21 protein-coding genes are annotated in these 22,586 nt (G+C 47.4%); 2 read left to right on the forward strand and 19 right to left on the reverse strand.

Going from position 1 to position 22,586, the window contains the following annotated elements:
- Window positions 1–4: 4 nt before the first annotated feature.
- From TRNA_RS32100 to TRNA_RS32120, 5 genes are read right to left on the reverse strand one after another with little or no spacing between them, the layout of a single operon-like run.
- Window positions 5–916: a hydroxymethylglutaryl-CoA lyase gene (locus TRNA_RS32100; protein ID WP_003182451.1), complete on the reverse strand. Its 912-nt coding sequence runs from the start codon at window positions 914–916 to the stop codon at window positions 5–7.
- Between the two features lie 17 nt (window positions 917–933).
- A complete protein-coding gene (locus TRNA_RS32105; protein WP_003182452.1) occupies window positions 934–1,146 on the reverse strand; it encodes an acetyl-CoA carboxylase biotin carboxyl carrier protein subunit in 213 nt (70 codons plus the stop codon).
- Between the two features lie 17 nt (window positions 1,147–1,163).
- Complete coding sequence (locus TRNA_RS32110) at window positions 1,164–2,504, reverse strand: acetyl-CoA carboxylase biotin carboxylase subunit (RefSeq protein ID WP_003182454.1); 1,341 nt, start codon at window positions 2,502–2,504, stop codon at window positions 1,164–1,166.
- Between the two features lie 42 nt (window positions 2,505–2,546).
- Window positions 2,547–4,184, reverse strand: a complete 1,638-nt coding sequence (locus TRNA_RS32115; RefSeq protein WP_003182456.1) for an AMP-binding protein — start codon at window positions 4,182–4,184, stop codon at window positions 2,547–2,549.
- A gap of 31 nt (window positions 4,185–4,215) precedes the next feature.
- Window positions 4,216–5,376, reverse strand: coding sequence for an acyl-CoA dehydrogenase family protein (locus tag TRNA_RS32120; RefSeq protein ID WP_009328128.1), 1,161 nt, complete (start codon window positions 5,374–5,376; stop codon window positions 4,216–4,218).
- Window positions 5,377–5,606: 230 nt separating this feature from the next.
- Here TRNA_RS32120 and TRNA_RS32125 point away from each other — a divergent pair, with 230 nt between their 5' ends.
- A complete protein-coding gene (locus TRNA_RS32125; protein WP_003182460.1) occupies window positions 5,607–6,167 on the forward strand; it encodes an NAD(P)H-dependent oxidoreductase in 561 nt (186 codons plus the stop codon).
- Between the two features lie 41 nt (window positions 6,168–6,208).
- On the opposite strand, the gene TRNA_RS32130 is transcribed toward TRNA_RS32125, so the two are convergent.
- The 8 genes from TRNA_RS32130 to TRNA_RS32165 form a co-directional block, all read right to left on the reverse strand.
- Entirely contained in the window at window positions 6,209–6,559 is a 351-nt protein-coding gene (locus TRNA_RS32130) for a winged helix-turn-helix transcriptional regulator (protein ID WP_003182462.1), read from the reverse strand.
- Window positions 6,560–6,770: 211 nt separating this feature from the next.
- The gene (locus tag TRNA_RS32135; RefSeq protein WP_003182464.1) at window positions 6,771–8,042 is read right to left on the reverse strand and encodes a glutamate-5-semialdehyde dehydrogenase; all 1,272 of its coding nucleotides are present in this window, start codon (window positions 8,040–8,042) and stop codon (window positions 6,771–6,773) included.
- Window positions 8,043–8,067: 25 nt separating this feature from the next.
- Entirely contained in the window at window positions 8,068–9,189 is a 1,122-nt protein-coding gene (gene proB, locus TRNA_RS32140; protein ID WP_003182466.1) for a glutamate 5-kinase, read from the reverse strand.
- A 38-nt stretch (window positions 9,190–9,227) separates the two neighbouring features.
- A complete protein-coding gene (gene proC, locus TRNA_RS32145; RefSeq protein ID WP_011201664.1) occupies window positions 9,228–10,079 on the reverse strand; it encodes a pyrroline-5-carboxylate reductase in 852 nt (283 codons plus the stop codon).
- Window positions 10,080–10,429: 350 nt separating this feature from the next.
- Window positions 10,430–11,107, reverse strand: coding sequence for a DUF421 domain-containing protein (locus tag TRNA_RS32150; RefSeq protein ID WP_003182471.1), 678 nt, complete (start codon window positions 11,105–11,107; stop codon window positions 10,430–10,432).
- Window positions 11,108–11,254: 147 nt separating this feature from the next.
- Window positions 11,255–11,449 carry a hypothetical protein gene (locus TRNA_RS32155; protein ID WP_223307097.1) on the reverse strand — a complete coding sequence of 65 codons (195 nt, stop codon included), beginning with the start codon at window positions 11,447–11,449 and terminating at the stop codon, window positions 11,255–11,257.
- A gap of 27 nt (window positions 11,450–11,476) precedes the next feature.
- Window positions 11,477–12,613, reverse strand: coding sequence for an inorganic phosphate transporter (locus TRNA_RS32160; protein ID WP_003182473.1), 1,137 nt, complete (start codon window positions 12,611–12,613; stop codon window positions 11,477–11,479).
- 14 nt (window positions 12,614–12,627) lie between these two features.
- Window positions 12,628–13,338 (reverse strand): phosphoadenylyl-sulfate reductase, encoded by a 711-nt coding sequence (locus TRNA_RS32165; protein ID WP_003182474.1) that lies wholly within the window; start codon window positions 13,336–13,338, stop codon window positions 12,628–12,630.
- Window positions 13,339–13,885: 547 nt separating this feature from the next.
- On the opposite strand from TRNA_RS32165, the gene TRNA_RS32170 reads away from it, so the two are divergent.
- Window positions 13,886–14,650 carry a phosphosulfolactate synthase gene (locus TRNA_RS32170; protein ID WP_003182476.1) on the forward strand — a complete coding sequence of 255 codons (765 nt, stop codon included), beginning with the start codon at window positions 13,886–13,888 and terminating at the stop codon, window positions 14,648–14,650.
- An 18-nt stretch (window positions 14,651–14,668) separates the two neighbouring features.
- Here the strand turns inward: TRNA_RS32170 and TRNA_RS32175 are convergent, their stop codons facing one another.
- From TRNA_RS32175 to gltD, 6 genes are all read right to left on the reverse strand, one after another.
- On the reverse strand, window positions 14,669–15,292 hold the full coding sequence (locus TRNA_RS32175; protein WP_003182478.1) for a YitT family protein: 624 nt from the start codon (window positions 15,290–15,292) through the stop codon (window positions 14,669–14,671).
- 93 nt (window positions 15,293–15,385) lie between these two features.
- On the reverse strand, window positions 15,386–16,492 hold the full coding sequence (locus TRNA_RS32180) for a mandelate racemase/muconate lactonizing enzyme family protein (RefSeq protein WP_009328123.1): 1,107 nt from the start codon (window positions 16,490–16,492) through the stop codon (window positions 15,386–15,388).
- 16 nt (window positions 16,493–16,508) lie between these two features.
- Window positions 16,509–17,753, reverse strand: coding sequence for an MFS transporter (locus TRNA_RS32185; protein ID WP_003182482.1), 1,245 nt, complete (start codon window positions 17,751–17,753; stop codon window positions 16,509–16,511).
- A gap of 71 nt (window positions 17,754–17,824) precedes the next feature.
- Window positions 17,825–18,832, reverse strand: coding sequence for a glycosyltransferase family 2 protein (locus TRNA_RS32190; protein ID WP_003182484.1), 1,008 nt, complete (start codon window positions 18,830–18,832; stop codon window positions 17,825–17,827).
- 22 nt (window positions 18,833–18,854) lie between these two features.
- Window positions 18,855–20,570: a DUF6044 family protein gene (locus tag TRNA_RS32195; RefSeq protein WP_003182485.1), complete on the reverse strand. Its 1,716-nt coding sequence runs from the start codon at window positions 20,568–20,570 to the stop codon at window positions 18,855–18,857.
- Between the two features lie 533 nt (window positions 20,571–21,103).
- Window positions 21,104–22,585: a glutamate synthase small subunit gene (gene gltD / locus TRNA_RS32205; protein ID WP_003182487.1), complete on the reverse strand. Its 1,482-nt coding sequence runs from the start codon at window positions 22,583–22,585 to the stop codon at window positions 21,104–21,106.
- Between the last annotated feature and the right edge of the window lies 1 nt (window position 22,586).

Below are 22,586 nucleotides of genomic sequence, written 5' to 3' on the forward strand. Positions count from 1 at the left end.
TTCATCAATGAAAACAGTTCTTTGATTTAGCCGCCTGCAAATTTCGGCTTGGCAGCTCTCTTCCGGTTTTGTCTTCGATCCATTTAGCAGCTGAAAGCAGCTTGCTGAGATCAACTCCGGTTTCGATGCCCATCTGGGCGCACATGTAGATCAAATCATCAGTTGCCGCATTCCCCGTGGCTCCCGGTGCGTAAGGACAGCCGCCCAGCCCGCCGCATGATGAGTCAAATACGGTGATTCCCATGTCCATCGCTGCGATCATGTTGGCGAGCGCCATCCCTCTCGTATCATGAAAATGAAGGGCGATATTCTCTTTTGGAAAGCGCTTTAAGAGGACTTCAAGCACCCTTTGAACCTGTACGGGATTTGCTGCGCCGATCGTATCTCCGAGGGAAAGTTCGTTGATCCCCATGTCGAACAGCGTTTCAGATGTCCGTATAATTTGTTCCAATGGCACGTGATGTTCATAAGGACAGCCAAATACTGTGGACAGGTATGCTCTGGCGGTGAGGCCCGCTTGTTTTGCCGCTCCGATGACTTCCTTCAGGACGGGAAGCGTTTCCCCGATCGATTTGTTAATATTTTTCCGGTTGTGTGTCTCGCTTGCCGACATGAAAACAGAAGCTTCATCGATCCCTCCTTCGAGAGCCCGTTCCAGCCCTTTTCGGTTCGGAATCAGGGCTGCGTAGGTGACGCCCGGCTTCCGGTTGATCCCTTTGGCGACATCAAGGGCATCAGACAGTGCAGGAATCCACTTAGGATGGACGAATGAAGTGATTTCGATATACGAAAGCCCTGTGGCAGAAAGCATGTCGATCCAGGTAATTTTATCAGCTGTCGAAAGTGCGGTTTGTTCATTTTGCAGACCGTCGCGCGGCCCGACTTCTTTAATGAAAATGTTCTTCGGTACGTCCATTTGCCATCCTCCAGACCTTATTGAAGCTCCAATAAGACATCCCCTTCATCGGCAAAATCACCTTCGTTCTTTCTGACGGTTTTGACTGTTCCGGCCGTTTCGGCGACAATCGGAATCTCCATCTTCATCGATTCTAAAATGGCGACTTCCTGCCCCTTTTCGATTTTGTCCCCCGCTTTCACTAATATTTTCCACACGTTTCCTGCCATATTGGTGACAACAGTATTCATAGTACGCCTCCTTGATTTCATTTTGACTGATAGCGACTGATAAAATCGGTTTGGACCCCGCCTTTTCGGAATTCGTCAGAACTTACAATGTCTTCAAGGAGCGGAATGTTCGTTTTAATGCCTTTCACTTGATATTGTGAAAGCGCTTCGGCCAATGTGCAGATGGCTTCTTCTCTGCTGCTTCCTTTGACGATCATCTTGGCAATCATCGGGTCGTAATACGGGGTGATAGTCATACCCGGGGCTGCTGCGCATTCATGACGGACATTCGGTTGCTCAGGCAGCTTAAGGTCGGTAATCCGCCCCGGCGAAGGGAAAAATGTTTTCGGATCTTCGGCACAGATTCTGACTTCGATCGCATGTCCGTCCCGCCGAATGTCTTTCTGCTTATGGGAAAGCGGTTTTCCCGCTGCGATATTGAGCTGTTCTTCGACAAGGTCAAGCCCTGTAATTTCCTCTGTCACCGGGTGTTCGACTTGCAGGCGGGTATTCATCTCAAGAAAATAAAAATGATTCTCCTTGTCTACTAAAAACTCGATTGTCCCGGCGTTGACATAGCCGATCGACAGCGCAGCTTTCACGGCCGCTTCACCGAGCTTTGTGCGCATGGTTTCATCGAATAACGGAGCAGGTGCTTCTTCGATGATTTTTTGCTGGCGTCTCTGAATCGAACAGTCCCGCTCCCAAAGATAGACGGCATTTTCGTATTTGTCTGTTAAAATCTGAATCTCGATATGTCTTGCCTGTTCGATATATTTCTCGATGTACATAGCCCCGTCTCCGAAAAAATCGGCGGCTCGTTTTTGGTTGCCTTCATATGCTTTTTCTAATTCGCTTTCATTGCGGATCAGCTGCATTCCGATGCCGCCGCCCCCAAAAGAAGCCTTGAGCATCACGGGATAGCCGATGGATTCGGCAAGAGCCCGGGCTTCATTCAGACCGGACAAGCTTTTTGTCACGCCGGGAACGACGGGAACCCCGGCTTGTTCCATCGCTTGTCTTGCTTCAATTTTGCTTCCCATTTTGGCGATAACGTCAGGCGGCGGACCGATAAACGTAATATTCTCCTTGAGGCACCTTTCGGCAAAACGGCTGTTCTCGGAAAGCAGGCCGTATCCCGGATGAATGGCACAGACCCCCGCTTTTTTAGCGGTTTCGATGATTTTTTCAATATTTAAATAGCTTTCACTGACCCGCGGTTTGCCGATCAGCCAGGCTTCATCCGCAGCTTTGACATGCAGGGACTCCGCATCCGCTTCAGAGTAGACAGCAGCCGTCTGAATACCGAGCCGTTGACAAGTTCGGATGATCCGGAGGGCGATTTCTCCCCGGTTGGCAATCAGTACTTTCTTAAACAAAAAGGTCCCTCCTTTTATGTTAGTCGCGCTTGAAAGAGAAAATTACAATTGAAAATGCTCAAGCGCCTGCTCCCTTAACTTGAATTTTTGCACTTTCCCTGATGCCGTCATCGGGAACTCTTCTACAAATGCGATATAGCGCGGAATCTTATAGCGGGCGATTTTGCCTTTGCAGTATTCTTTTAATTCGTCAGCCGTCATCGATGCTCCGCTTTTCAGTTTGATCCAGGCCGATACCTCTTCGCCGAATGTTTCGTCAGGCACTCCGACAATTTGGACGTCGAGAATGTCGGGATGCTTGTATAAAAACTCTTCTATTTCCCGCGGATATATGTTTTCACCGCCTCTGATGATCATGTCTTTTAATCTCCCGGTAATCCGGCAGTAGCCTTCTTCATCCATTACGGCTAAATCTCCCGTATGCAAAAATCCATCCTCATCGATGACCGCTGCCGTGGCCTCAGGATTTTTGTAGTAGCCTTTCATAACATGGTAGCCGCGTGTGCACAGCTCGCCTTGAACGCCTCTTTCAACCTCCCGGTTCGTACCCGGTTCAGTTATTTTGACTTCTACATTCGGCAAAGCGCGCCCTACGGTTTCGACCCTTCTTTTGAGCGAATCGTTGACCCTAGTCTGGGTAATGACCGGTGAGGCTTCCGTCTGTCCGTATGCAATCGTTATTTCAGACATCCCCATGTTATCGATCACTTTTTTCATGACTTCGATCGGACAGTTTGAACCGGCCATGATGCCCGTTCTTAAAGAAGACAGGTCATATGATGCGAAATCTGGATCATTCAGTTCGGCGATGAACATGGTCGGTACACCGTGAAGCGCCGTGCATTTTTCCGTTTCGACGGCTGAAAGCACTTCTTTCGGACTGAATTCTTGTACCGGCACCATCGTCGCGCCGGCGGTGACGCAAGCGAGAGTCCCCAGTACACAGCCGAAGCAGTGGAAAAACGGAACGGGGATGCACATTCTGTCTTTTTTCGATAAATTCATGCATTCCGCAATATTTGCCGCATTGTTTGCCAAATTGGAATGGGTGAGCATCACGCCTTTCGGAAAGCCTGTCGTACCTGATGTATATTGCATATTAATGACATCATGCTCTTTGAGCCGTTCCATCCTGCGATCAAGCGCTTTTTCGCTTACTGACCCTGAGAGCTTTAATAAATCATCCCATAGGTACATGCCGGGATGCCTTTGATCCCCCAGCAAAATAATATTTTTTAAGAAAGGCAGTCTTTCAGATGCAAGCCTGCCCGGTTCGCCCTCCTTTAATTCAGGAATCAGTTTGCAAAGGATATCAATGTAGGAAGTGCCCCGGTATGATTCCATTAAAATGAGTGTTGTGGCATCTGACTGTTTCAGCACATATTCAAGCTCTGATAATTGATAGTTCGTGTTGGCTGTGACTAGTACAGCACCCGCTTTTGCCGAAGCAAACTGGGCGGTGAGCCATTCCGGAGTATTGGAAGCCCAAATTGCGACATGTTCACCTTTATCAATACCGAGCGCCATCAGTCCTTTTGCGACTTTTCTGCACAACTGGTCAAATTCCCGGTACGTATAACGCAGGCCGCGGTCCGGATAGACGACAGCCTCGTGATCAGGGGCGTCTGCCGCGGTTTTCTCCAATAACTTTCCAATTGTCAAATGGAGCAGCTCTGCCAACGTTGTCCCTCCCTTCCGATAGAAAGCGTTTTCATTTCAGCGCTTGTTTGCCGATGCCGAGCTGCCTTGCGATGACGAGCCGTTGAATTTCTGAAGTGCCTTCACCGATTTCCATTAATTTTGCGTCCCGCAGCATGCGCTCCACTCCATACTCTTTCATATACCCGTATCCTCCGTGTATTTGAATGGACTGATTGCATGTCCTGAACGCCATTTCTGAGGCATAAAGCTTGGCAAAAGCCGCTTCTTTTGTAAACGGACGTCCTTGATCTTTCAGCCAGGCGGCCTTCAGCACCATATTGCGGGCGAGCTCAATTTCCATGGCCATGTCGGCAAGCTTGAACTGAATCGCCTGGAAATAAGAGATCGGTCGGCCGAATTGTTTTCGTTCGCGCGCGTATGTGAGCGCCGCCTCAAATGCGCCTTGGGCAATACCGACAGCCAGCGCTGCGATCGAAATTCTGCCGCCGTCAAGTGTATTGAGAAATTGTTTAAACCCTTTTTCCGGGCTTCCCAATAGATTTTGTTTTGGTACGCGGACATTGTCCAATATGAGCTGTGATGTATTGGAGCCGCGGACACCCATTTTGTCATATTCGCTTTTAATGGTGAAGCCCTCCGAATCTGTCGGAACGATGATGGCGGAAATGATGTTTTTTCCGTTGTCATCTATTCCGGTGACGGCGGTGACGATGACGGTCCTGGCAAATCCTGCATTTGTGATCCAGCATTTCTCACCGCTGATCACATAGCTGTCCCCTTCCGAGCGGGCTTTTGTCCGGGTGCCGCCCGCATCGGAACCTGCATTCGGTTCGGTCAGCCCAAATGCTCCGAGCGCCCGGCCCGTCGCAAGCGGGACGAGATATTCTTGTTTTTGTTCTTCAGTGCCGAAATAATAAATCGGCGCAGCCCCGAGCGATACAGCCGCAGCATAGCTAAGACCGGTGCTTCCGCACGCTTTGCCGATTTCTTCGACGCTAAGTGCATAGGAAATCGTATCTCCGCCTGAACCGCCGTAGCTTTCAGGAAACGGAATCCCCAAGAGGCCGAGCTCCCCCATTTTTTTAAATGTCTCAATCGGAAATTCTCCCGTCCTGTCAACATGTTCGGCGTGCGGTGCAATTTCCTGTTTCGCAAAATCTCTTGCGAGTTCACGAATCATTTGCTGTTCTCTGGTTAGTTCAAAATTCATAAAGTGCCCCCCTTTTTGGATCGTCAAATTCCTTAGGCAGCAGAGCTTTGTAACATTATATTAAAAAAGTGCATTTTTCATGCCAGAGGATTTTGGACAGGTAAATTGCATGTTTGATCGCCAACAGGTACTTACCTTTATGTAAGTACCTGAACTAAAAGTGCATACTTACAAATTGGCAGTGTGAACTTTATACTCAAGATGAAAACATGCTGAAGGAGGGCAAATCTTTGAAAACGCTAGTTATCGTTGCACACCCAAATTTAGAAACATCAGTGGTTCATAAGCGCTGGGTAGAGGAACTCAAAAAATATCCGGAAAAGTATACGGTTCACGAATTGTCCGACGTTTACCCGGATGGAAACATAGACGCGGAAAAAGAACAAAAATTGGTGGAATCGCACGGCAATCTTGTTTTGCAATTCCCTATCTATTGGTTTAACTGTCCGCCTCTTCTTAAAAAATGGCTTGATGATGTATTAGCTTACGGCTGGGCTTATGGTTCAAATGGAGGAGATCGATTAAACAATCGTAAAGTGGCATTAGGTGTATCCGCCGGAATTAAAGAGGAAGATTATCGTGAAAACGGAAGGTACCGGTATACGCTTGAACAAATATTAGTTCCATTTGAAACGACATTCCGGTATTGCCGCGCAGATTATCGTTCATTTTTTGCATTTTACGGCAAGGAAAAAGAGCCTGGCGGAAACGAGGAAGAAGAAAATGAGCCGGGAGCAGGAGAATTGGAGAAAAGCGCACGAGATTATTTGCATTTTATTGATCATATGTAGCAAGGGGTTTTGCTGAAAATCATTCGGGCTGAAACAGGCTGTCAGCCCAGCCTGTTTTTCTCCCCCCACTCACACATCATATTTAACAAAGGCACGATGGAGCGTCCGCGTTCAGATAATGAATACTCAACCTTTGGGGGGATTTGGGGAAATTCTCTGCGAATGATAAGGCCGTCTGCTTCCAGCTCTTTTAACATGATGCTTAGCGTTTTGAAGGAAATGGTGCCGATGCTTCGCTTCAATTCATTATGCCGCATCACTTCGCGTTCAGACAGCCAATATAGAATGACTATTTTATATTTGCCGCTTATCAATGACAACGTATAGCCAAAGCCGGTGTCTTTAAGTTCCACACCGGTCGGAACGCAGGTTTTTCCGGATGGGATTTGCATAACGCACACTCTCCTTCTGACTCTTATATCATAGATCATTATGTAATGTGATTGAAAGGATGTAAAGGGAGGAGTTTGAAAGGTGCCTGGTAAAAAAATTCTGCGCCTGCATGTTTTATGAGGATGTAAATTCAGCCGAAAAAAACTGCACCTCCGGATTGTCAGATGGTGTCTGACAAACCAGGTGCAGTTTCAGTACAGGTCTCTTTATTTATCTTCTGATATGGCCGTCGCCTCTCATGATATATTTGCATGTGGTCAATTCTTTCAGACCCATAGGTCCGCGGGCGTGAAGCTTCTGTGTAGAAATTCCGATTTCAGCGCCGAATCCGAGTGCGCCGCCGTCGGTGAACCTGGTTGAGGCATTGTGGTACAATGCTGCAGCATCAACGGTATTCAGAAAAGCTTTGGCTGTTTCCGGATTTTCGGTGATAATCGCTTCTGAATGCTTTGTTCCGTATGTTTCGATATGATCGCAGGCTTCTTCAAGACTTCCTGCGACTTTAACCGCGAGATCAAGGCTTAAATATTCGTTCTGCCAATCGGCTTCCCCTGCTGGTCTTGCGCCTGGAATCATTTGAACAGCCTTTTCGTCCCCGTGAACTTGAATCCCGTGTTCGTTTAAAGCATTGATAAGCGCGGCGCTGTTTTCCTCAAGCCATTTTTCGTGGACGATCAGCGTTTCAAGTGCATTGCAGACGGCGGGGCGGTCTGTTTTCGCATTGATCATGACATCGATCGCTTTTTCAGGGTCCGCTTCCCGGTCAATATAGATGTGGCAGTTGCCGACTCCCGTTTCAAGGACCGGAACGGTTGCGTTCTCAACGACTTCCTGAATGAGGGCCCCGCCTCCCCGGGGGATGAGTACATCGATATGTTCTTTCATCTTAAAGAGCTGCTTCGTTGCGCTTCGGTCTGTGCTTTCGATGAATTGAACGGCATCGCGGGGGATGTTTGTCGAATCAAGCGCTTGATGCATGACCGATACGATCGCTGTATTCGAATGAATGGCGGAAGAGCCGCCTTTCAAAACGATCGCATTGCCTGATTTTAGAGCAAGCCCGGTCGCATCGACAGTTACGTTCGGACGCGCTTCATAGATCATGCCGATGACGCCGAGAGGAACGCTGACTTTTTCCGCTTTTAACCCGTTGTCGAGCGTCCAGCTTGATAGCGTTTCTCCGACCGGATCATCAAGTTCCGCGACTTCCAGCAGCCCATCGGCAAAATCCAGAACCCTGTCTTCATTGAGCGACAGGCGGTCGATGTAGGCTGCATCATAGCCTTTTTTTCGTCCCGCTTCGATATCTTTGGCATTTTCAGTGAGAATATAGCTCATGTTTTGTTTCAGGTGGTCGGCCAATGCAGCAAGCGCCTCGTTCTTTTCTTTTTCAGTTGCCAGCCGCAAAGATTTTGCGGCCGTTTTTGCCTTTATCGCTTTTTCTTCGATTTGTGCACTGATGCTCTCGCTCGTCGCAGTCATGTCAATTCCTCCTTTGATTTGTTTTTTAAAGCGGAACGGATAGCTCTAAATGACAGACAAACGCTTCTCTGTCAACGACAGCCTGTGAGGAAGCGGCTGTTTCCTGATTCGTATCCTTCTTCCATTTACGAAGCTGGGATGAGGAAAAGTTGACGACGCCGAGGCCGATTTCCTCTCCTTCCTGATCAAGGATTCGAACGACGGATCCGTTGCTGAAACGGCCGTTGATGTCGTAAATACTAGAAGGATACAGGCTTTTTTTACGGTCGATAATAAACTCTTTGCTTTCGTTGTGGACGACGATGTCTCCTTCAGGTCCAGAGTTAAATGCTATCCATTGCTTTTTATGGTTGAGGGCGTGTGAATCCGCATTCGGTATAAAATACGTTCCCCTCGCAGTCCCGCAGATCGCTTCGTGCAAAATGCCGGGGGTGTCCGCGCGCCCTAAAAACCCTTTGATGCCTGAAGCCATTGTAATTTTAAAAGCGTCCAGTTTGGACTTCATGCCGCCGGTTCCGACTTCGCTTCCTGCATCCCCTGCTGAAGCTTCTATTTCCGGCGTGATTTCAGTTACTTCCTGGACGAGTGCGGCGTCCGGCGTTTTTCGCGGATTCGCGTCATAAAGGCCGTCTATATCAGAGAGGATGGTCAGCAGGTCGGCGTCGATCAGACCCGCCACTTTAGCAGAAAGCGTGTCATTGTCTCCGAATTTGAGCCGATTGACGGTAACCGTATCATTTTCGTTGATGATCGGAATAATGCCGCGTTTCAGCAGCACGTTCATCGTATTTCTCACATTGTTGTACCGTTTTTCATCTGAAAAATCGCTTTTTGTGATTAAAATTTGTGAAGCGATATAGCCGTGGGATAAAAAAAGCTTGGAATACGCTTCGATTAATAAGCCTTGGCCGACAGAAGCGGATGCTTGTTTTTCAGGCAATGTATCCGGCCTGTTGATAAAGCCGAGCTTCCGGTAACCGGCTGCTACAGCGCCAGATGAAACAAGGAGGACTTCGTGTCCTTCATCTTTGAGGCGGACAATCTGCTCAACGAGCTTTTCGAGCTTTTTGCTGCTGATTTCGCCGTGAAGACTTGTTAAAGAACTGCTTCCCACTTTGACAACTACCCTCTGTTGATTAGAGGTCATTTTATCACTCCTGTAGTATTTTTCTTCGTTACGGGCATTTACTTTGCTGCGACTAATTGTTCCAGTTCGAGACTGATCGTTTTGGATCGTTTTGCGGCTTGTTTGACCGCCTGTTCGATCGCTTCGCCTCCGCCGCTTTCTTCCAAGGCCTTTAAACCGGCGGCAGTCGTACCGTTAGGGGAAGTGATGTTGTCTTTGAGAACAGCTGTATCCTCAGGGCTTTCCAACAGCATTTTGGCGGCGCCTAACAATGTCTGCGCGCCGATTTCCCTTGTTAATTTTTGGCTTAATCCAGCCTCGGCTCCCGCTTTTTCGATGTGCTCCATTAAATAATAAAAGTAAGCAGGCCCGCTGCCGGCAATGCCAGTGAAAATGTCCATTTTGCTTTCTTCGATGGAATAGACTTCTCCCATGCATTGAAGCAGTTGTTTCGCGGTTTTTGACAGATCGGCCGTTACATGGCTTCCTTCGGCCATGGCGGTTGCAGATGCGCCGATTGCACTTGAGGTATTAGGCATGATTCTGATGACCGGCTGCATGTCGTGCAGCGTGTTTTCAATAAATGATATTGATATGCCAGCTAAAACTGACACGATAAGCTGATGGGGTTTGATATGCGGTTTCATGGAATTAAGAGCGCCCTCTGCATCTTTCGGCTTCATCGCCAGGATGAAGCAATCGATGTTCTGATAGTCAAGTTGTTCTTTTTTGACGCCTTGTATTCCATATTTCTGCTGGAGTTCTTCTAAACGCCGGTGGTTCGTGTGGTTTGTAACATAGATTTGCGAAGCAGGCAGTTTTTTGGATTGAACGATGCCTGAGATCATTCCCTCTGCCATTGATCCCGCCCCTATAAAAGCTACGTTTTTTTGATTAAAGATCTTTAACATCTCCCTTTGTTCGCATTTCTGTTCGTATTTTTCGAACACGGTTAGTATATTAACACTTTAGATCATTATGTCAAGTTTGCGTGTTTTGCTTGGACGGCGCAGAGCATGTGAAAAATGGAGATTTTTGAAGAAAAAAGGAAAAGAAAAGGAGGCTGAAGGCAGATTCTTCATCTTCATGTGCACCTTTTGTCGTTTGTCATCCGGCCATTTGAAGGCCGTTTGAATGATTTAACGGAATTTTTTGGAGATCAACAGCCTTTCGGACCGGTAAAAAAGTATGTTCCTCGAGCCTTGTGAATGCAATTGAAAAAGCGCGGGTTCGAAGCTTGTCGAACCCGCGCCTGCCAACATCAATATGTTGTGATGTAAAGCTGCCCCTCATCACCGCGCCATTCCGCATACAGCACCTCTTGATACTGAGTGATACCCTGACTTGATAATTGATTTTGCAGCCAAAGCTCATCAAATCCGGCTTCGTGCAGATTGTTCTTTTCGAGCTGGCCGTCGAGGATTACCGGCACCGGGAGCTGAACCGGTTTGTAAGGAATGTTTAAGTCATCTTTTGTCGGCATCCCGTATTTGTGTTTTGGGAGGACGCTGATCGAACCGTCTGTTTCCAAGATGGCGTATTGGATCTCGTGTAAGGAAAAACAGCCTTTTTCACGTGCCAATGTCTGCAGCTGGTTCAGGTCCAATTTGTTCTTTTTAAGGGCGTTGTAATCGATTTTTCCTTTATTGATGACAATGCTCGGCCTGCCTTCGAGAAAACCTCTGATGTTTTGCACTTTTTGCGATAAAACTTCTATTGAATAGATTAGAACGGCCCAAATGAGGATGGCGAAAAGGATTTTCCAGATGGTGACATCCTCATCGAAAATCGCGTTTCCAACCATCTCGCCCAATATTAAAGCCGAAATAAAATCAAACGGCGTAATTTGGGCAAATTGGGTTTTTCCCAGAATTTTCGTCATCAGAAACAATGCTGCAAACCCTATCGTCAGTTCGACTACCAAGTGTACATATTCCATCAAGGTTCCCTCCCGAATCTCTCTCCTCATTGTTAACAATCGGGATGCAGTTTAAACCAGAGGAATACTTTTCCTGAGAAATGGACCGACTGATGATCCTCTGAAACGTCGGGGATCAGCCAAAACAATCGTCAAAAAAGAGCGGCGTCAGCCGAGCTCTTCTTCGGTCAAACGGCTGTTAAGTGCCGTAACCGCTCTCGGCTTCTGCACGATCACTTCCGGCAATGAAACAGATACAGCTGCACGGGCGCCTTTTCCCGATGTGATGCACTGTTGAAAAGGTGCACTGCATTGACAGACTTGTATTTGATTCCGGGCAGTTCGGCAGCGCTTTAGCTCCATATCATCCAAAACAGGCGGCCAGGTTAACTAAAAGTCCCTCCATGCGGCAGGTTCTCTTTTACGTCCCCTCCCTCCAACGATTGATTTCACATGATCCCTATTTCTTCGGACATCTGATTGTTTCTGCCTGGCATGTTTCATAAGGCTTATAGATCCTAAAGTGGCAAGAAAAACACATAAAACAACTGCCACTGAATATAAATCAAAATCGAGAAAGATTTTCACGAGACTGTAGGAAATGACAAGTGAAAAAACCGGTGACACAACCCATACTTTCATTAACTTCAAAATGACGCTTTTACGAAAAATTGCCCTTCCCTTTTCAGAAAGGCCGATCCCGATGATGCTGCAAGTCGTAATCTGAGTTTGCGGCACGGGAATGCCGAATAGCGAAGCGCCGATGACCAGGGACGCACCGAGCCCTGAAACACAGGACCCTTGCAAAAGCGAAAACTCGGTGATTTTTTTTCCGTTCGTCTCAATGACTCGGCTTCCAAGGCAAATGGCCCCGATAGCCACGAACAGCCCTCCAAGAAACGTTCCGCTGCCGACTGACAAGAGGCCTGCTCCAACGAGAGGTCCAACGGAATTGGCGACATTGTTCATTCCCGCCGAAAAAGCTTCTAAAAACCCGGTTAAAATCACCAGCGCAGTAAGCAGCCGCGCCCATTTTTGCTGTTTGAGCCACCGCAGCTTCGCCTCAGTCTTTTTCAGCAATTGTCCAATTAAAAAAGCGAGAAAAAATGCGGCAATCGGAATGATCAGCCAATACATGACGATCACCAAAAGCTTATCGGTAAATACCGCCTGAAACGCGACGCCGACCCCGACAATCGAGCCGACCGTCACCTCGCTGGTTGAAAGAGGAATCCCGGCGATGTTCGCGATAAACAGCGAAATCGCGGATGATCCAAGGATAATCACGACAATATGCACATTGAGAATAGACGCGGGAATGATGCCTGAACCGATTGTTTTCACAACCTCTCCTCCGCCTATCATGGCGCCCAGAAATACGCCAATTCCGCTGATCCACAAGGCCGCCTGCCTTTTCCTGACGGCGCCTGCGCCATATGCTATTCCCATCGACGCTGCTGCTCCGCTCGCTCCTATGTTCATGGCAAAAAACAAAGCGATAATGAATGCCAAAATTGTAATCGTCATTTTTTACCCAGCTCCTACCGGAATTGATGCAGCCCGCATTCTGTTTTTTCCTGGTGGGCCCACCTTCCCGCTCTTAAATTGCCGCTGTCTGTCACGGGAAGCGTACACACCTCACAGCCGATGCTCGGATAATCTTGATCATGAAGCTTGTGATACGTCAGCTGATTCAGCTTAATGTAAGTCCAGACATCCTCCCATGTCCAGTGAATAAGGGGGCAGATTTTAATCAGTTTAAAATTGTCGTCCTTGTTGATATATCGGACATGTTTCCGTGTTTCCGACTGCTCCCGCCTCAGCCCGGTAATCCAGGCTTCCATGCCTGACAGATGCTCCCTGAGCGGCTCGATTTTGCGAAGGCGGCAGCACTGGTCCGGCTGGCGCTTCCAAAGTTCGCTGCCATAGCGTTTTTCCTGCTCTTCAAGTGAGAGGCCGGGTTTTAAAAAGTGGATCGACAGACCGGGATAGCGATCTTTCACTTCATTGATCAGCTCATATGTTTCCGGAAAATGCAGTCCTGTATCTAAAAACACGATGTCCGCTTCTTTCACAACCTTTGAAATCAAGTCGATCAAAACGATTCCTTCCGCGCCGAAGCTGCAGGCGTAAACGATTTTTTGATACGTGCTGTACGCCCATTTCAAAACGTCCATCTCGCCGCTGAAAGTATCCATCACCTCTTCAGAAGCTTTTTCATCCCATGTGCTATACGTTAAAACATCGTTCATCGATTTTCCCCCAATACGTCCTAAAGGTTTGTTTTCTTATCCTCTGATACGAAACATGAACTAAAAGAACATATAGGCAGATTATTCACTTTTTAGACTAAATGTGATCTGGAAAATGTTATTATTTCAGCAATTTTGTGAATATCCGAAAGACCAGATGCGCAAGATCGAAATCAATCATATTCTCTGCTTGTGGACCTAAATTAATAGAGCCCAATTTGATATACCGAAATATTATCAGATGTTAAGCAAGTATTTCGCAATCTGTCATGGAGAACAAGTGAGGAACCATATGAAAGGACGGCGAATATACTTACTTTGACTTCACAAAATGGATAGATACCTAGTGATAAGCAAGTCAGGCGATAAGGGGCTAACATGCTGCCTAATGGGGAGGTGGGCGAAGATCACTCCTTGCCGAACGGCAACACATGAATGAGAAAAACGATAAACGGGGAAAGTGAATTCTTATCGTGACAGCTGAATAATGGCCAACAGACATTTACCTGAAAGCAAGAAAGATACAGTAGATTGTGAGGGGTAATCAATGATTTCTTCTGAACTGATACTGCCCGACAGGCAGCTTAAACCAAGAAAGAAAGGGATCACCATCCTGATCGATAACGGGGTTCCCTTGAGCTTTTTTAAAGATACGATTCACGGAGCGGCAGATTATATAGATTTTGTGAAATTTGGATGGGGAACGTCTTTGATTACGAAATATTTGGAGGAAAAAATCGATAGTCTTAGGCAGAATGACGTTCAATTCTTTTTTGGGGGAACGTTGTTTGAGAAGTTTTTAAGCCAGGATAAAATTGAAGATTACTACCGCTACTGCAAATTATATGGATGCCGTTATGTCGAAATATCAAACGGAACGGTCCGTCTCTCTAATAAAGATAAAGCAAGCTTTATTTCCGACTTTTCGAAAGAATTTCACGTGTTCAGCGAAGTCGGCAGCAAAGACAGCACCCTCAGCAGCGAGCTGGAGTCAGCCGAATGGATCGATTATATCCTCGAAGATCTTGAAGCCGGAGCCGAGAAAGTAATCACGGAAACGAGGGAAAGCGGCACGAGCGGGCTGTGCAAAAGCGATGGAGAAATGCGGTCCCAGCTTATTGAGGAGATCCTTCATTCCGGTATCGCTTCAGGGGATTTAATTTTTGAAGCGCCGACAAAACAGCTGCAGACGTGTTTCATTGAAAAAATCGGTCCTGACGCCAATTTGGCTAATATTCCGTTTCAAGATGCCATTCCGCTTGAAACGCTGAGACTGGGACTTCGATCAGATACATTTTATTTATTTGATTAGGTTCGCTTAAATAGCGGCCTATTTTTTGTTGCGGAAACCGGCGATAGGCATCAATAACGGCCGGAAGCGAATCTGATAAATCGCATCGATGATCCTCGTAGAAATCCATTGGCAGATTAAGGCCTGGATAACGATTCCCCAGGCGATGACAGACGCGGTCAAAAGAAAAATGAATGCATTCATGATAAACAGCGCAGTTCCCGGTTTTCCGCCGCGGTAAATCGATATCATTAAAGCCAAGGCGCCAAAACCGCCGTTAGAAATATTATATTTATATAGCAGTCCAACCCCCGCTCCCAAAAGGACGGAGCCGTAAAATAAATCCAGCCAGATATTGTTCGTCGTCATAACCGGCATACAGGATTCGAAGATCTGCACCGAAACGGACGTCATGGTAATCGCCCCCATCGTCCCGAAGACTGTCACGGGTTCAAGCCATTTAACGGCCGTCAAAAGGAGCGAGAAGTTGACAGCCCAGACGGTTAATCCGTGCGGAACCTGAAACCAGAAATTGAGCAAAACAGCGATGCCGGCTGCGCCCCCTGAAGGAATATGGTTCGGAAACAAAAACAGCGCCATACCGAGACCCTGCAACACGCTGCCCAACACAATAGCATGTACGATTTTGAGTTTTCTTCCCATACGGATATAATCCCCTTTAAAGTAACTTGTCCTCTTTCCTACTATATGTAAGGGGAAATGAAAAATATCACATTTTTTCGGGGTGGACGCTGATCAGATGTAAGACGAGCCATCCCACACATACGCTTCTACGAGCTCTGTATCAATTTCGATTTTGTCGGGGACTTGAATGCAGCCGTCTTTTATGCTGACGGGCACGATTTGTGCGAACGGATTCTCCATCGCATCCCATTCAAGCGGTTCGATATCTTCTCCGTCCATTTTGGTCCAATGCGGTAAACAGGCTTGTCCGAAAGCGGCGTATATTCTTGAAAGTCCGCCGTCATAGCTGTGGGGAGAGACCCTTTTTCCGAAATGCCTGGCGAGCTTCAGAACGGTTTGAAATTCGTCCGTGCCCTCACAGTGCATAACATCGGGCTGGGCAATATCGACTGCGTTCTCCAGAAAAATCGGCAAAAACGGCTTTGCGCCTTTTACGTTTTCTCCTCCGGCAACCGGAACAGAAAGCGCTGAGCGCAGCATCCGGTATTCAGCTAGGTCGTCAAACGGCATGGGCTCTTCAAACCAAAGCACGTTTTGCCAGCCGGAAAACCACGTTTCCCACTTGCGCGCGGCGGCCTGATCATAACTCTGGTTTGCATCGAGGATCAGTCCGGTGCTTTGCCCTGTCATCTCCTGGAAGGCCTGAATATGTGCCAAGTCTTCTGAAAACATCTTGCCTCCCGCTTTCAGCTTGACTGCCTTAAATCCGGCCCGAACTGCCTTTTCGATAAGCCGGAGGGAATGGCGGCTCCAATCCGGCCTGTCTGAATACGATTGGAATGACGCATATACCGGGATCTGCTCCCGCAGTTTTCCTCCCCATAATTCGCATACCGAAAGGCCTGCTTTTTTCGCCGTGATGTCCGTTAAAGCCATGCTTACAGCAGAGGCGGCCCGCTGATGCCATTTTTTGATGACAGTGATCAGCTCCGTTCGATTGCTCGCTTCTTTTCCAATTAAATAAGGAATGATCCGTTTTTTAAAGCCTGCATCCAAAGCAGGCAGCCAATCCGCGCATTCTCCCCATCCTGTCAGACCTGAAGCTGTCGTAATCCGAATCAGATAGCTTGTTCTGTAGCTTTTCAATCCGTTCGCATCGCCGTAAGGGGAGGAAAGCTTGTGGAACAGCGGAAATGTGTCAACCTTTTCTATGCGCATGTTTTTTCCTTTCCTCCTATCTTGCGTCAGCCGGCTGCAGCCCCTTGTCCCCTTTTTTTGTCGTGTCTTCCTTTTTGACGTGAATCATGGTCAGCACAAGTACACCGACAATCAACGTCAGGCCCGCTATGGACATAAACATGCCGAGTTTCGACCATTCCATCAGTCTCCCGAAAATCGGCGGTCCGATGGCGACTCCTAAAAATCTGACCGAACCGTACAGAGATGTCACAAAGCCGCGCCTCTCTTTTCCGACAGCCCCGGTTATGAAGCTGTTGACACATGGCAGAACAAAGCCTGTGCCGATGCTGCTGATGACAAGGATCGAAATAAAAGGAATGAGCGCGGAGAAAAAAGACAGTGTGCCGTAGGAAACCGTAATCAGAGCGAGTCCGATGACCATCATCTTTTTCATCAGCCGCTGATTTTGTCCGATTTTGCTGCCCGTAATATATGATGTTGTACACATCACAAGCAGAGGGATCGCCAAAATCAGCCCTTTTTTTACGCCGTCTGTATGATATTCTTTTTCCAAAACATCGGATAAGTAAAAGAGGATGCCAAACAGAGTAAACAAACAGACGGCTCCTGCGAGATATGCGGTGAAAAGCCATCTGCCCTCATGTTTAAAAACGCTTGTCAGCCCTTTTACATATTTTCCAAGAGGCGGCGGATCTTTTTTCTTGTCTTTTTCTTTAATAAAAATCCAAGTCAAAATGATCGGCGCAATACAAAAAGCCGGAAATGCAAAGAACACCCAAAACCAAGCGATTAATGCAATCAATGATCCTAAAATAGGAGACAGCACTTTTCCGAAGCCGTTCGAGGCTTCAACAAGACCGAGCACCCGGCTTTCGTCGGCCCCTTTAAAAAGGTCTCCTGTCAGCGCCATTGCGATCGGCGCTGTACCGGCTGCCCCGAGCCCTTGCAGTCCTCTCCCGAACAGCACCCATGGGAAGGCATTCGCAAAGGTCGTCGATGCAAACCCTGCAAGAATCCCCCCTGCCCCATAAAGGAACAGGCACGGAATAATCACCACTTTCCGTGAGAAGCGGTCGGCCAAATAACCGAGCAGCGGAATAAAGAGCGCTGCAGTGATCGAAAACACTGTAATGACAAGGCTGACTTGAAATTGCGATAAATTGAGTTCGGATTTCATTTTCGGCAAAATCGGAATCAGCATCGAATTTCCCAACGTCATAATCAACGGGATCGACCCGATAGCAACAACCGTCATGCCAGAGTTTTGTTTTTCTGCCATAAGTTTGTACATCCTTCCTTATTCATAATGAACTATAAAATTGGAGTTAACTGCTCGGGTTGCATCCGTCATCAGCTGAGCTTCGTTTCCGGCCGTTTTTCAGGTTCGCGCCGGCCGAGCCGTTCAGTATACAAATCGATATCCACCGCATATCTCGGCCTTCTTTTCACTTCGGTGAAAATCGTTCCGATATATTCGCCGATAATGCCGATCCCCATCAATTGCAGACCGCCCAAAAACCATATCGAAATGATCAGCGAAGCCCAGCCTGCATTCGTATACCCGAGCAGTTTTTGAATCATTGCATAAATACCCGCGATGCAGCTTAGGAAAAATAAGAAGAAGCCAATCAGGGTAAAAAATCGGATCGGAGCGACACTGAAAGACGTAATCCCGTGAAAAGCGAAAGACAGCATTTTTTTCAGCGGATATTTCGTTTCTCCAGCCATCCGCTCTTTTCGGTCATAGTACACTTTTGCCGACCGAAGGCCGATCAGGGGCACCAAACCGCGCAGGAAAACATTTGCTTCTGCATAGCGGCTGAGCTCCTCAAGCGCCCGTTTATTTAAAAGCCGAAAGTCGGCATGGTTATCGACCAGCTGGATGCCAAGCTTATTCATGATCTTGTAGAACCATCCGGCTGTCGTTCGTTTAAACCATGTATCCGTTTGGCGGCTTCGGCGTACACCGTAGACGATTTCATAGCCTTCATGATATTTTTCGATAAACCGGCGAATCGCCGAAATGTCATCCTGAAGATCGGCATCGATTGAAATAACGCAATCGGATTTTTGCTTTGCTTTATCGAGTCCGGCTAACAGAGCTTTTTGATGTCCCGAATTACGGGCCAGCTTCAAGCCTGTCACATAGCGGTTTTTTGTGCTTTCCATGGCAATCAGCGGCCATGTGCGGTCTGTCGATCCATCATCGACAAATAAAAGCTTGCTCTCTGAAGAAATCAGTTTATCTGCTGTGAGATCATCCAATACCGCAGTCAGCTGTTTTGCGGTTTCGGCAAACACGTCCTCTTCGTTATAACAGGGTACGACGATCGTCAGCAAAGGCTGTTGAAGATTCAATTTGCTTCCTCCTTATCGATGCTTATTTCGCTTCATATACATAGATGTTCCAAGCGGACTGCGGGTGGCTGAACCGCTTTAAAAACGCAAGCTTGTTTTGTTCTGCATTCATAATCGGAACTGAAGAAAAAATATATTGTCCCCCCATTTTTTTGAATGCTTCAGTGTTTAACTCCAGGTTCGTGATTTTTTTCTTTGTGCTCTTTTTGAACGCGTAATGTTTTCCAAGCTCGTCAACAAACAAGTAGCAGCGGCTCCCCCACTCATCGAAATAGCGCTTCAGGGCCGGATTTTTATCAAGCTCTTTGGCGATGATTTTCCGGAATTGATACTTGTATTTCAGTGGATAAATATTGGCATACGTATCAAGTGTGTAGAAGCCGTTATACTGCGCAATCGCCGGATGCAGGCCGATGCTCGCCACCCGGTAGGAATCGGTAGGACGGCCGATGAATCGTTTGATCTGTTTAAACTGATCTGATGCATAAAATTCCCGAAAGCTTGGGGCGTGGTGGTATGCGCCGTAAGTCAGCTCTTCATGAAACGGAATAAGCACAAGCAGCTGGGCGATTAGTGCGGCATGAACAAAACGCCGCCATCTCTTCCCCATTTTCCACAATATGTAGCATGCAACGGCAAAGCTTGCGTATATCACAAGAGGGCGCAAAAAGTGGAAACGGGCGAAATTGAATGCCGAAAGCAGACTGATCTTTTCCTTTGGAAGCGCCCACAGCTTGTTGAACCAGAGGGCATACCATAAAGAAAGCGCATAATTTAAAATGAATAAAAAGATGAACAGCTTTTCTTCGCTTGGCCGCTTTTTGCGTTGTCTAGCAACGACGAGCCCGAAAGTGAGCACAATCAAAGGCAGTATCACTGCCGTATGGACGGTCATGACATGATTGTGGCCGAGCACGAAATTTTTAAAGGACAACCGAAACGAATGAAGGATGTCATGCCTGGACGAAATAAATTCAACGCGATGCATCGTTTCGCCTGAAGCGAAAACCGAATAAACAAGCCGGTATTCTATCGCCAGGAATATGCCTGTCATAAGAGCGATACTTCCGAGAAAGCGAAGGTTAAAGCTGCGCTTTGTGACCAAATCATAAAGCCAAATCAGCGAAACGGCGGCAAGGAAAAAGAAGAAACCGAGCACAAAGCTTGAGTAAAGCGGTAAAAGCGCAAGGGTTGACCACTCTTTCCATGAGTCGTTCCCTGCCCTGATGTTTAAAAAAGCCCATAAGGCCAAAGGGTGACCAAGCGTACTAAGCATTCCTGAAGGCCAAAAGGGTGTCAGGGCAAATGCCAGCGATACGGCGATTCTGATGAAATACGCCTTTTCATCGCGAATCACATGGCTTTTCAGCAGCAGGTACATCCCGACAAAGGCAAACACCCTCGTGATCGTCTGGCTTAAAGCATATGCGGTCATCGAAGGAAACAAGGCGTGAAGCCAGACAATGCCGCTCCATTCCGTTCCGTAAGCGTCCCGCGGCAACCCGTTGATGATTTGCGGAATGACGGCTTTAACGCCGCCGAGCAGCTGCCCGCTTTCGGCCAGCACCTTATACCAGGCGATATTGGAATCCAGGTTGTCATGCACACGGATATGAGCGTCTTCATTTAATATGTAAAGCGGAAGGACATAGAGAAGAATGACACTGAATGCGAAAATCAAATATCGCTTTTCTCTGCTCAACTTTTTGACGAATAACGACACGAATACCACATCCATTTTGTTCTCTTTTGGAAATATAGAGAGCTTTTATCATATCGCTGTTATTATTCGTGGAAGCGTTTTGAAAAATTCATCAAAATGAAAAAAGCTGCCTGCTTCACCAGACAGCTTCGTTTTACAAATTACCAAGGGTAAGGGTAGAAAGGATAAAAAGGATAAAAGAACGGATAGAAGAATGGATACGGATAAAACGGCGGCCTCGGTCTAGGGCGCGGTCTTGGCCGCGGATAAGGGTAGCCCCCATAAGTAAAAGGCTGCTGTCTATCCGGATCCGCCCAGTTATCTTGATTTTGATAAGTTTCTTCCACTGTTATAGCCTCCTTTAGTTGCTTTTCATACTTTAGGTTATGCTATATCCCATAAAATGGAGTAAGTACACAATTTTTCACAGATAACTTTGGGCGGCAGTCCGAAGATCAGCCAGAAGGCGAAAGCACTGAATCAAAAAAACAAAACAGCCTGCCCCGTCAACCTAAAAATAAGGTCGCGGGACAGGCTTTCATTTATATGATGTGAATACCCCTTTGTTTTTAAGGCAGTACAGAGCTCCCCATTAAATATTTGTCAACTTCACGGGCGACTTCGCGTCCCTCGTGAATCGCCCAAACGATCAGGCTTTGTCCTCTTCTCGCATCCCCTGCTGCGAAGACTCCATCGACATTTGTTTTAAATTCCCCGTATGCTGCGTCAACTTTATTTCTCACCGTATTTACCCCGAACTGCTCAAGCAGCGGCTGTTCCGTTCCTTCAAAGCCGATGGCGATAAAGACGTATTGAGCAGGCCATACTTTTTCCGTTCCCGGAATTTCGTGGAACTCAAATTTCCCTTGATCATTCTTTACTTTTTTCATTTGAATCGTATGCAGTTCTTTCAAATGGCCGTTTTTATCTGCGACAAGCTTTTTTGTTTGGATCGAATATTGTCTCGGATCGTTTCCGAATACTGCTTGCGCCTCTTCATAGGCATAGTCCAGCGTATGGACATGCGGCTGTTCCGGCCACATATTTTCGGCGGTCCTTGTATCGGGCAGCTTCGGATGCTTGCCGAATTGGACGACGCTTCGCGCTTTTTGGCGCAGGGCCGTTGCAACGCAGTCTGCCCCCGTGTCACCGCCGCCGATGACGATGACGTCTTTATTTTTCGTATTGATAAACTGCTTATCTTTAAAATTCGAATCGAGCATGCTTTTAATGGTGCCTGTTAAATAGTCCATGGCAAAGTGGACACCTTTTGCTTCACGGCCTTCAATCAAGAGATCGCGCTGTTTTTGGGCCCCTGTGCAAAGGATAATCGCATCGTACTGTTCTTTTAGTTCGTCGGCTGTAATATCTTTGCCGATTTCCGTATTGGTGACAAAGTCGACGCCTTCCTGTGTCAACAGTTTGATGCGGCGTTCGACAACGCTTTTTTCGAGCTTCATGCTCGGGATGCCGTACATTAACAGGCCTCCCGGGCGGTCGCTGCGCTCATAAACAGTGACCGAATGCCCCGCCTGGTTCAATTGATCGGCGCTTGCAAGACCGGCAGGCCCTGAGCCGACTATCGCGATTTTCTTGCCGCTCCGTTTTTTCGGAATTCGCGGCTGAATCCATCCGTTTTCAAATCCTTTGTCAATAATCGTCCGTTCGATCCCTTTGATGGATACGGCCGGATCGGAAATCGCCACCGTACAAGAGCCCTCACAAGGCGCCGGACAGACCCGCCCAGTGAATTCAGGGAAATTGTTTGTCTTTAGAAGGCGGTCAAGCGCTTCTTTCCACCTTCCCTTGTAAACGAGGTCGTTCCATTCAGGGATTAAATTGTGAATCGGACATCCTGACGTATAACCGCCTATATCCATGCCGATTTGGCAAAAGGGGGTGCCGCAGTCCATGCAGCGCGCTCCCTGTCTTTTTGATGCTTCCTCAGAAAATGGAGACGAATATTCGTTCCAGTCGTTTATCCGTGTGAGAGGATCGCGTTCAGCAGGCTTTTCCCGCTTGAATTCCATAAATCCTGTTGCTTTGCCCATT

Source organism: Bacillus licheniformis DSM 13 = ATCC 14580 (assembly GCF_000011645.1).
Lineage (GTDB): Bacteria > Bacillota > Bacilli > Bacillales > Bacillaceae > Bacillus > Bacillus licheniformis.

Excerpts from the sequence above, each read along its gene's own strand:
- proB (WP_003182466.1), bottom strand. The coding sequence starts at position 9,189 with ATGACCTCTAATCAACAGAGGGTAGTTGTCAAAGTGGGAAGCAGTTCT.
- TRNA_RS32130 (WP_003182462.1), bottom strand. The coding sequence starts at position 6,559 with ATGCAAATCCCATCCGGAAAAACCTGCGTTCCGACCGGTGTGGAACTT.
- TRNA_RS32185 (WP_003182482.1), bottom strand. The coding sequence starts at position 17,753 with ATGGCAGAAAAACAAAACTCTGGCATGACGGTTGTTGCTATCGGGTCG.
- TRNA_RS32160 (WP_003182473.1), bottom strand. The coding sequence starts at position 12,613 with ATGACGATTACAATTTTGGCATTCATTATCGCTTTGTTTTTTGCCATG.
- TRNA_RS32175 (WP_003182478.1), bottom strand. The coding sequence starts at position 15,292 with ATGGGAAGAAAACTCAAAATCGTACATGCTATTGTGTTGGGCAGCGTG.
- TRNA_RS32105 (WP_003182452.1), bottom strand. The coding sequence starts at position 1,146 with ATGAATACTGTTGTCACCAATATGGCAGGAAACGTGTGGAAAATATTA.
- TRNA_RS32135 (WP_003182464.1), bottom strand. The coding sequence starts at position 8,042 with ATGACTGCGACGAGCGAGAGCATCAGTGCACAAATCGAAGAAAAAGCG.
- TRNA_RS32165 (WP_003182474.1), bottom strand. The coding sequence starts at position 13,338 with ATGAACGATGTTTTAACGTATAGCACATGGGATGAAAAAGCTTCTGAA.
- gltD (WP_003182487.1), bottom strand. The coding sequence starts at position 22,585 with ATGGGCAAAGCAACAGGATTTATGGAATTCAAGCGGGAAAAGCCTGCT.
- TRNA_RS32180 (WP_009328123.1), bottom strand. The coding sequence starts at position 16,492 with ATGCGCATAGAAAAGGTTGACACATTTCCGCTGTTCCACAAGCTTTCC.
- TRNA_RS32155 (WP_223307097.1), bottom strand. The coding sequence starts at position 11,449 with ATGGAGCTAAAGCGCTGCCGAACTGCCCGGAATCAAATACAAGTCTGT.
- TRNA_RS32170 (WP_003182476.1), top strand. The coding sequence starts at position 13,886 with ATGATTTCTTCTGAACTGATACTGCCCGACAGGCAGCTTAAACCAAGA.
- proC (WP_011201664.1), bottom strand. The coding sequence starts at position 10,079 with ATGTTAAAGATCTTTAATCAAAAAAACGTAGCTTTTATAGGGGCGGGA.
- TRNA_RS32100 (WP_003182451.1), bottom strand. The coding sequence starts at position 916 with ATGGACGTACCGAAGAACATTTTCATTAAAGAAGTCGGGCCGCGCGAC.
- TRNA_RS32120 (WP_009328128.1), bottom strand. The coding sequence starts at position 5,376 with ATGAATTTTGAACTAACCAGAGAACAGCAAATGATTCGTGAACTCGCA.
- TRNA_RS32150 (WP_003182471.1), bottom strand. The coding sequence starts at position 11,107 with ATGGAATATGTACACTTGGTAGTCGAACTGACGATAGGGTTTGCAGCA.
- TRNA_RS32195 (WP_003182485.1), bottom strand. The coding sequence starts at position 20,570 with ATGGATGTGGTATTCGTGTCGTTATTCGTCAAAAAGTTGAGCAGAGAA.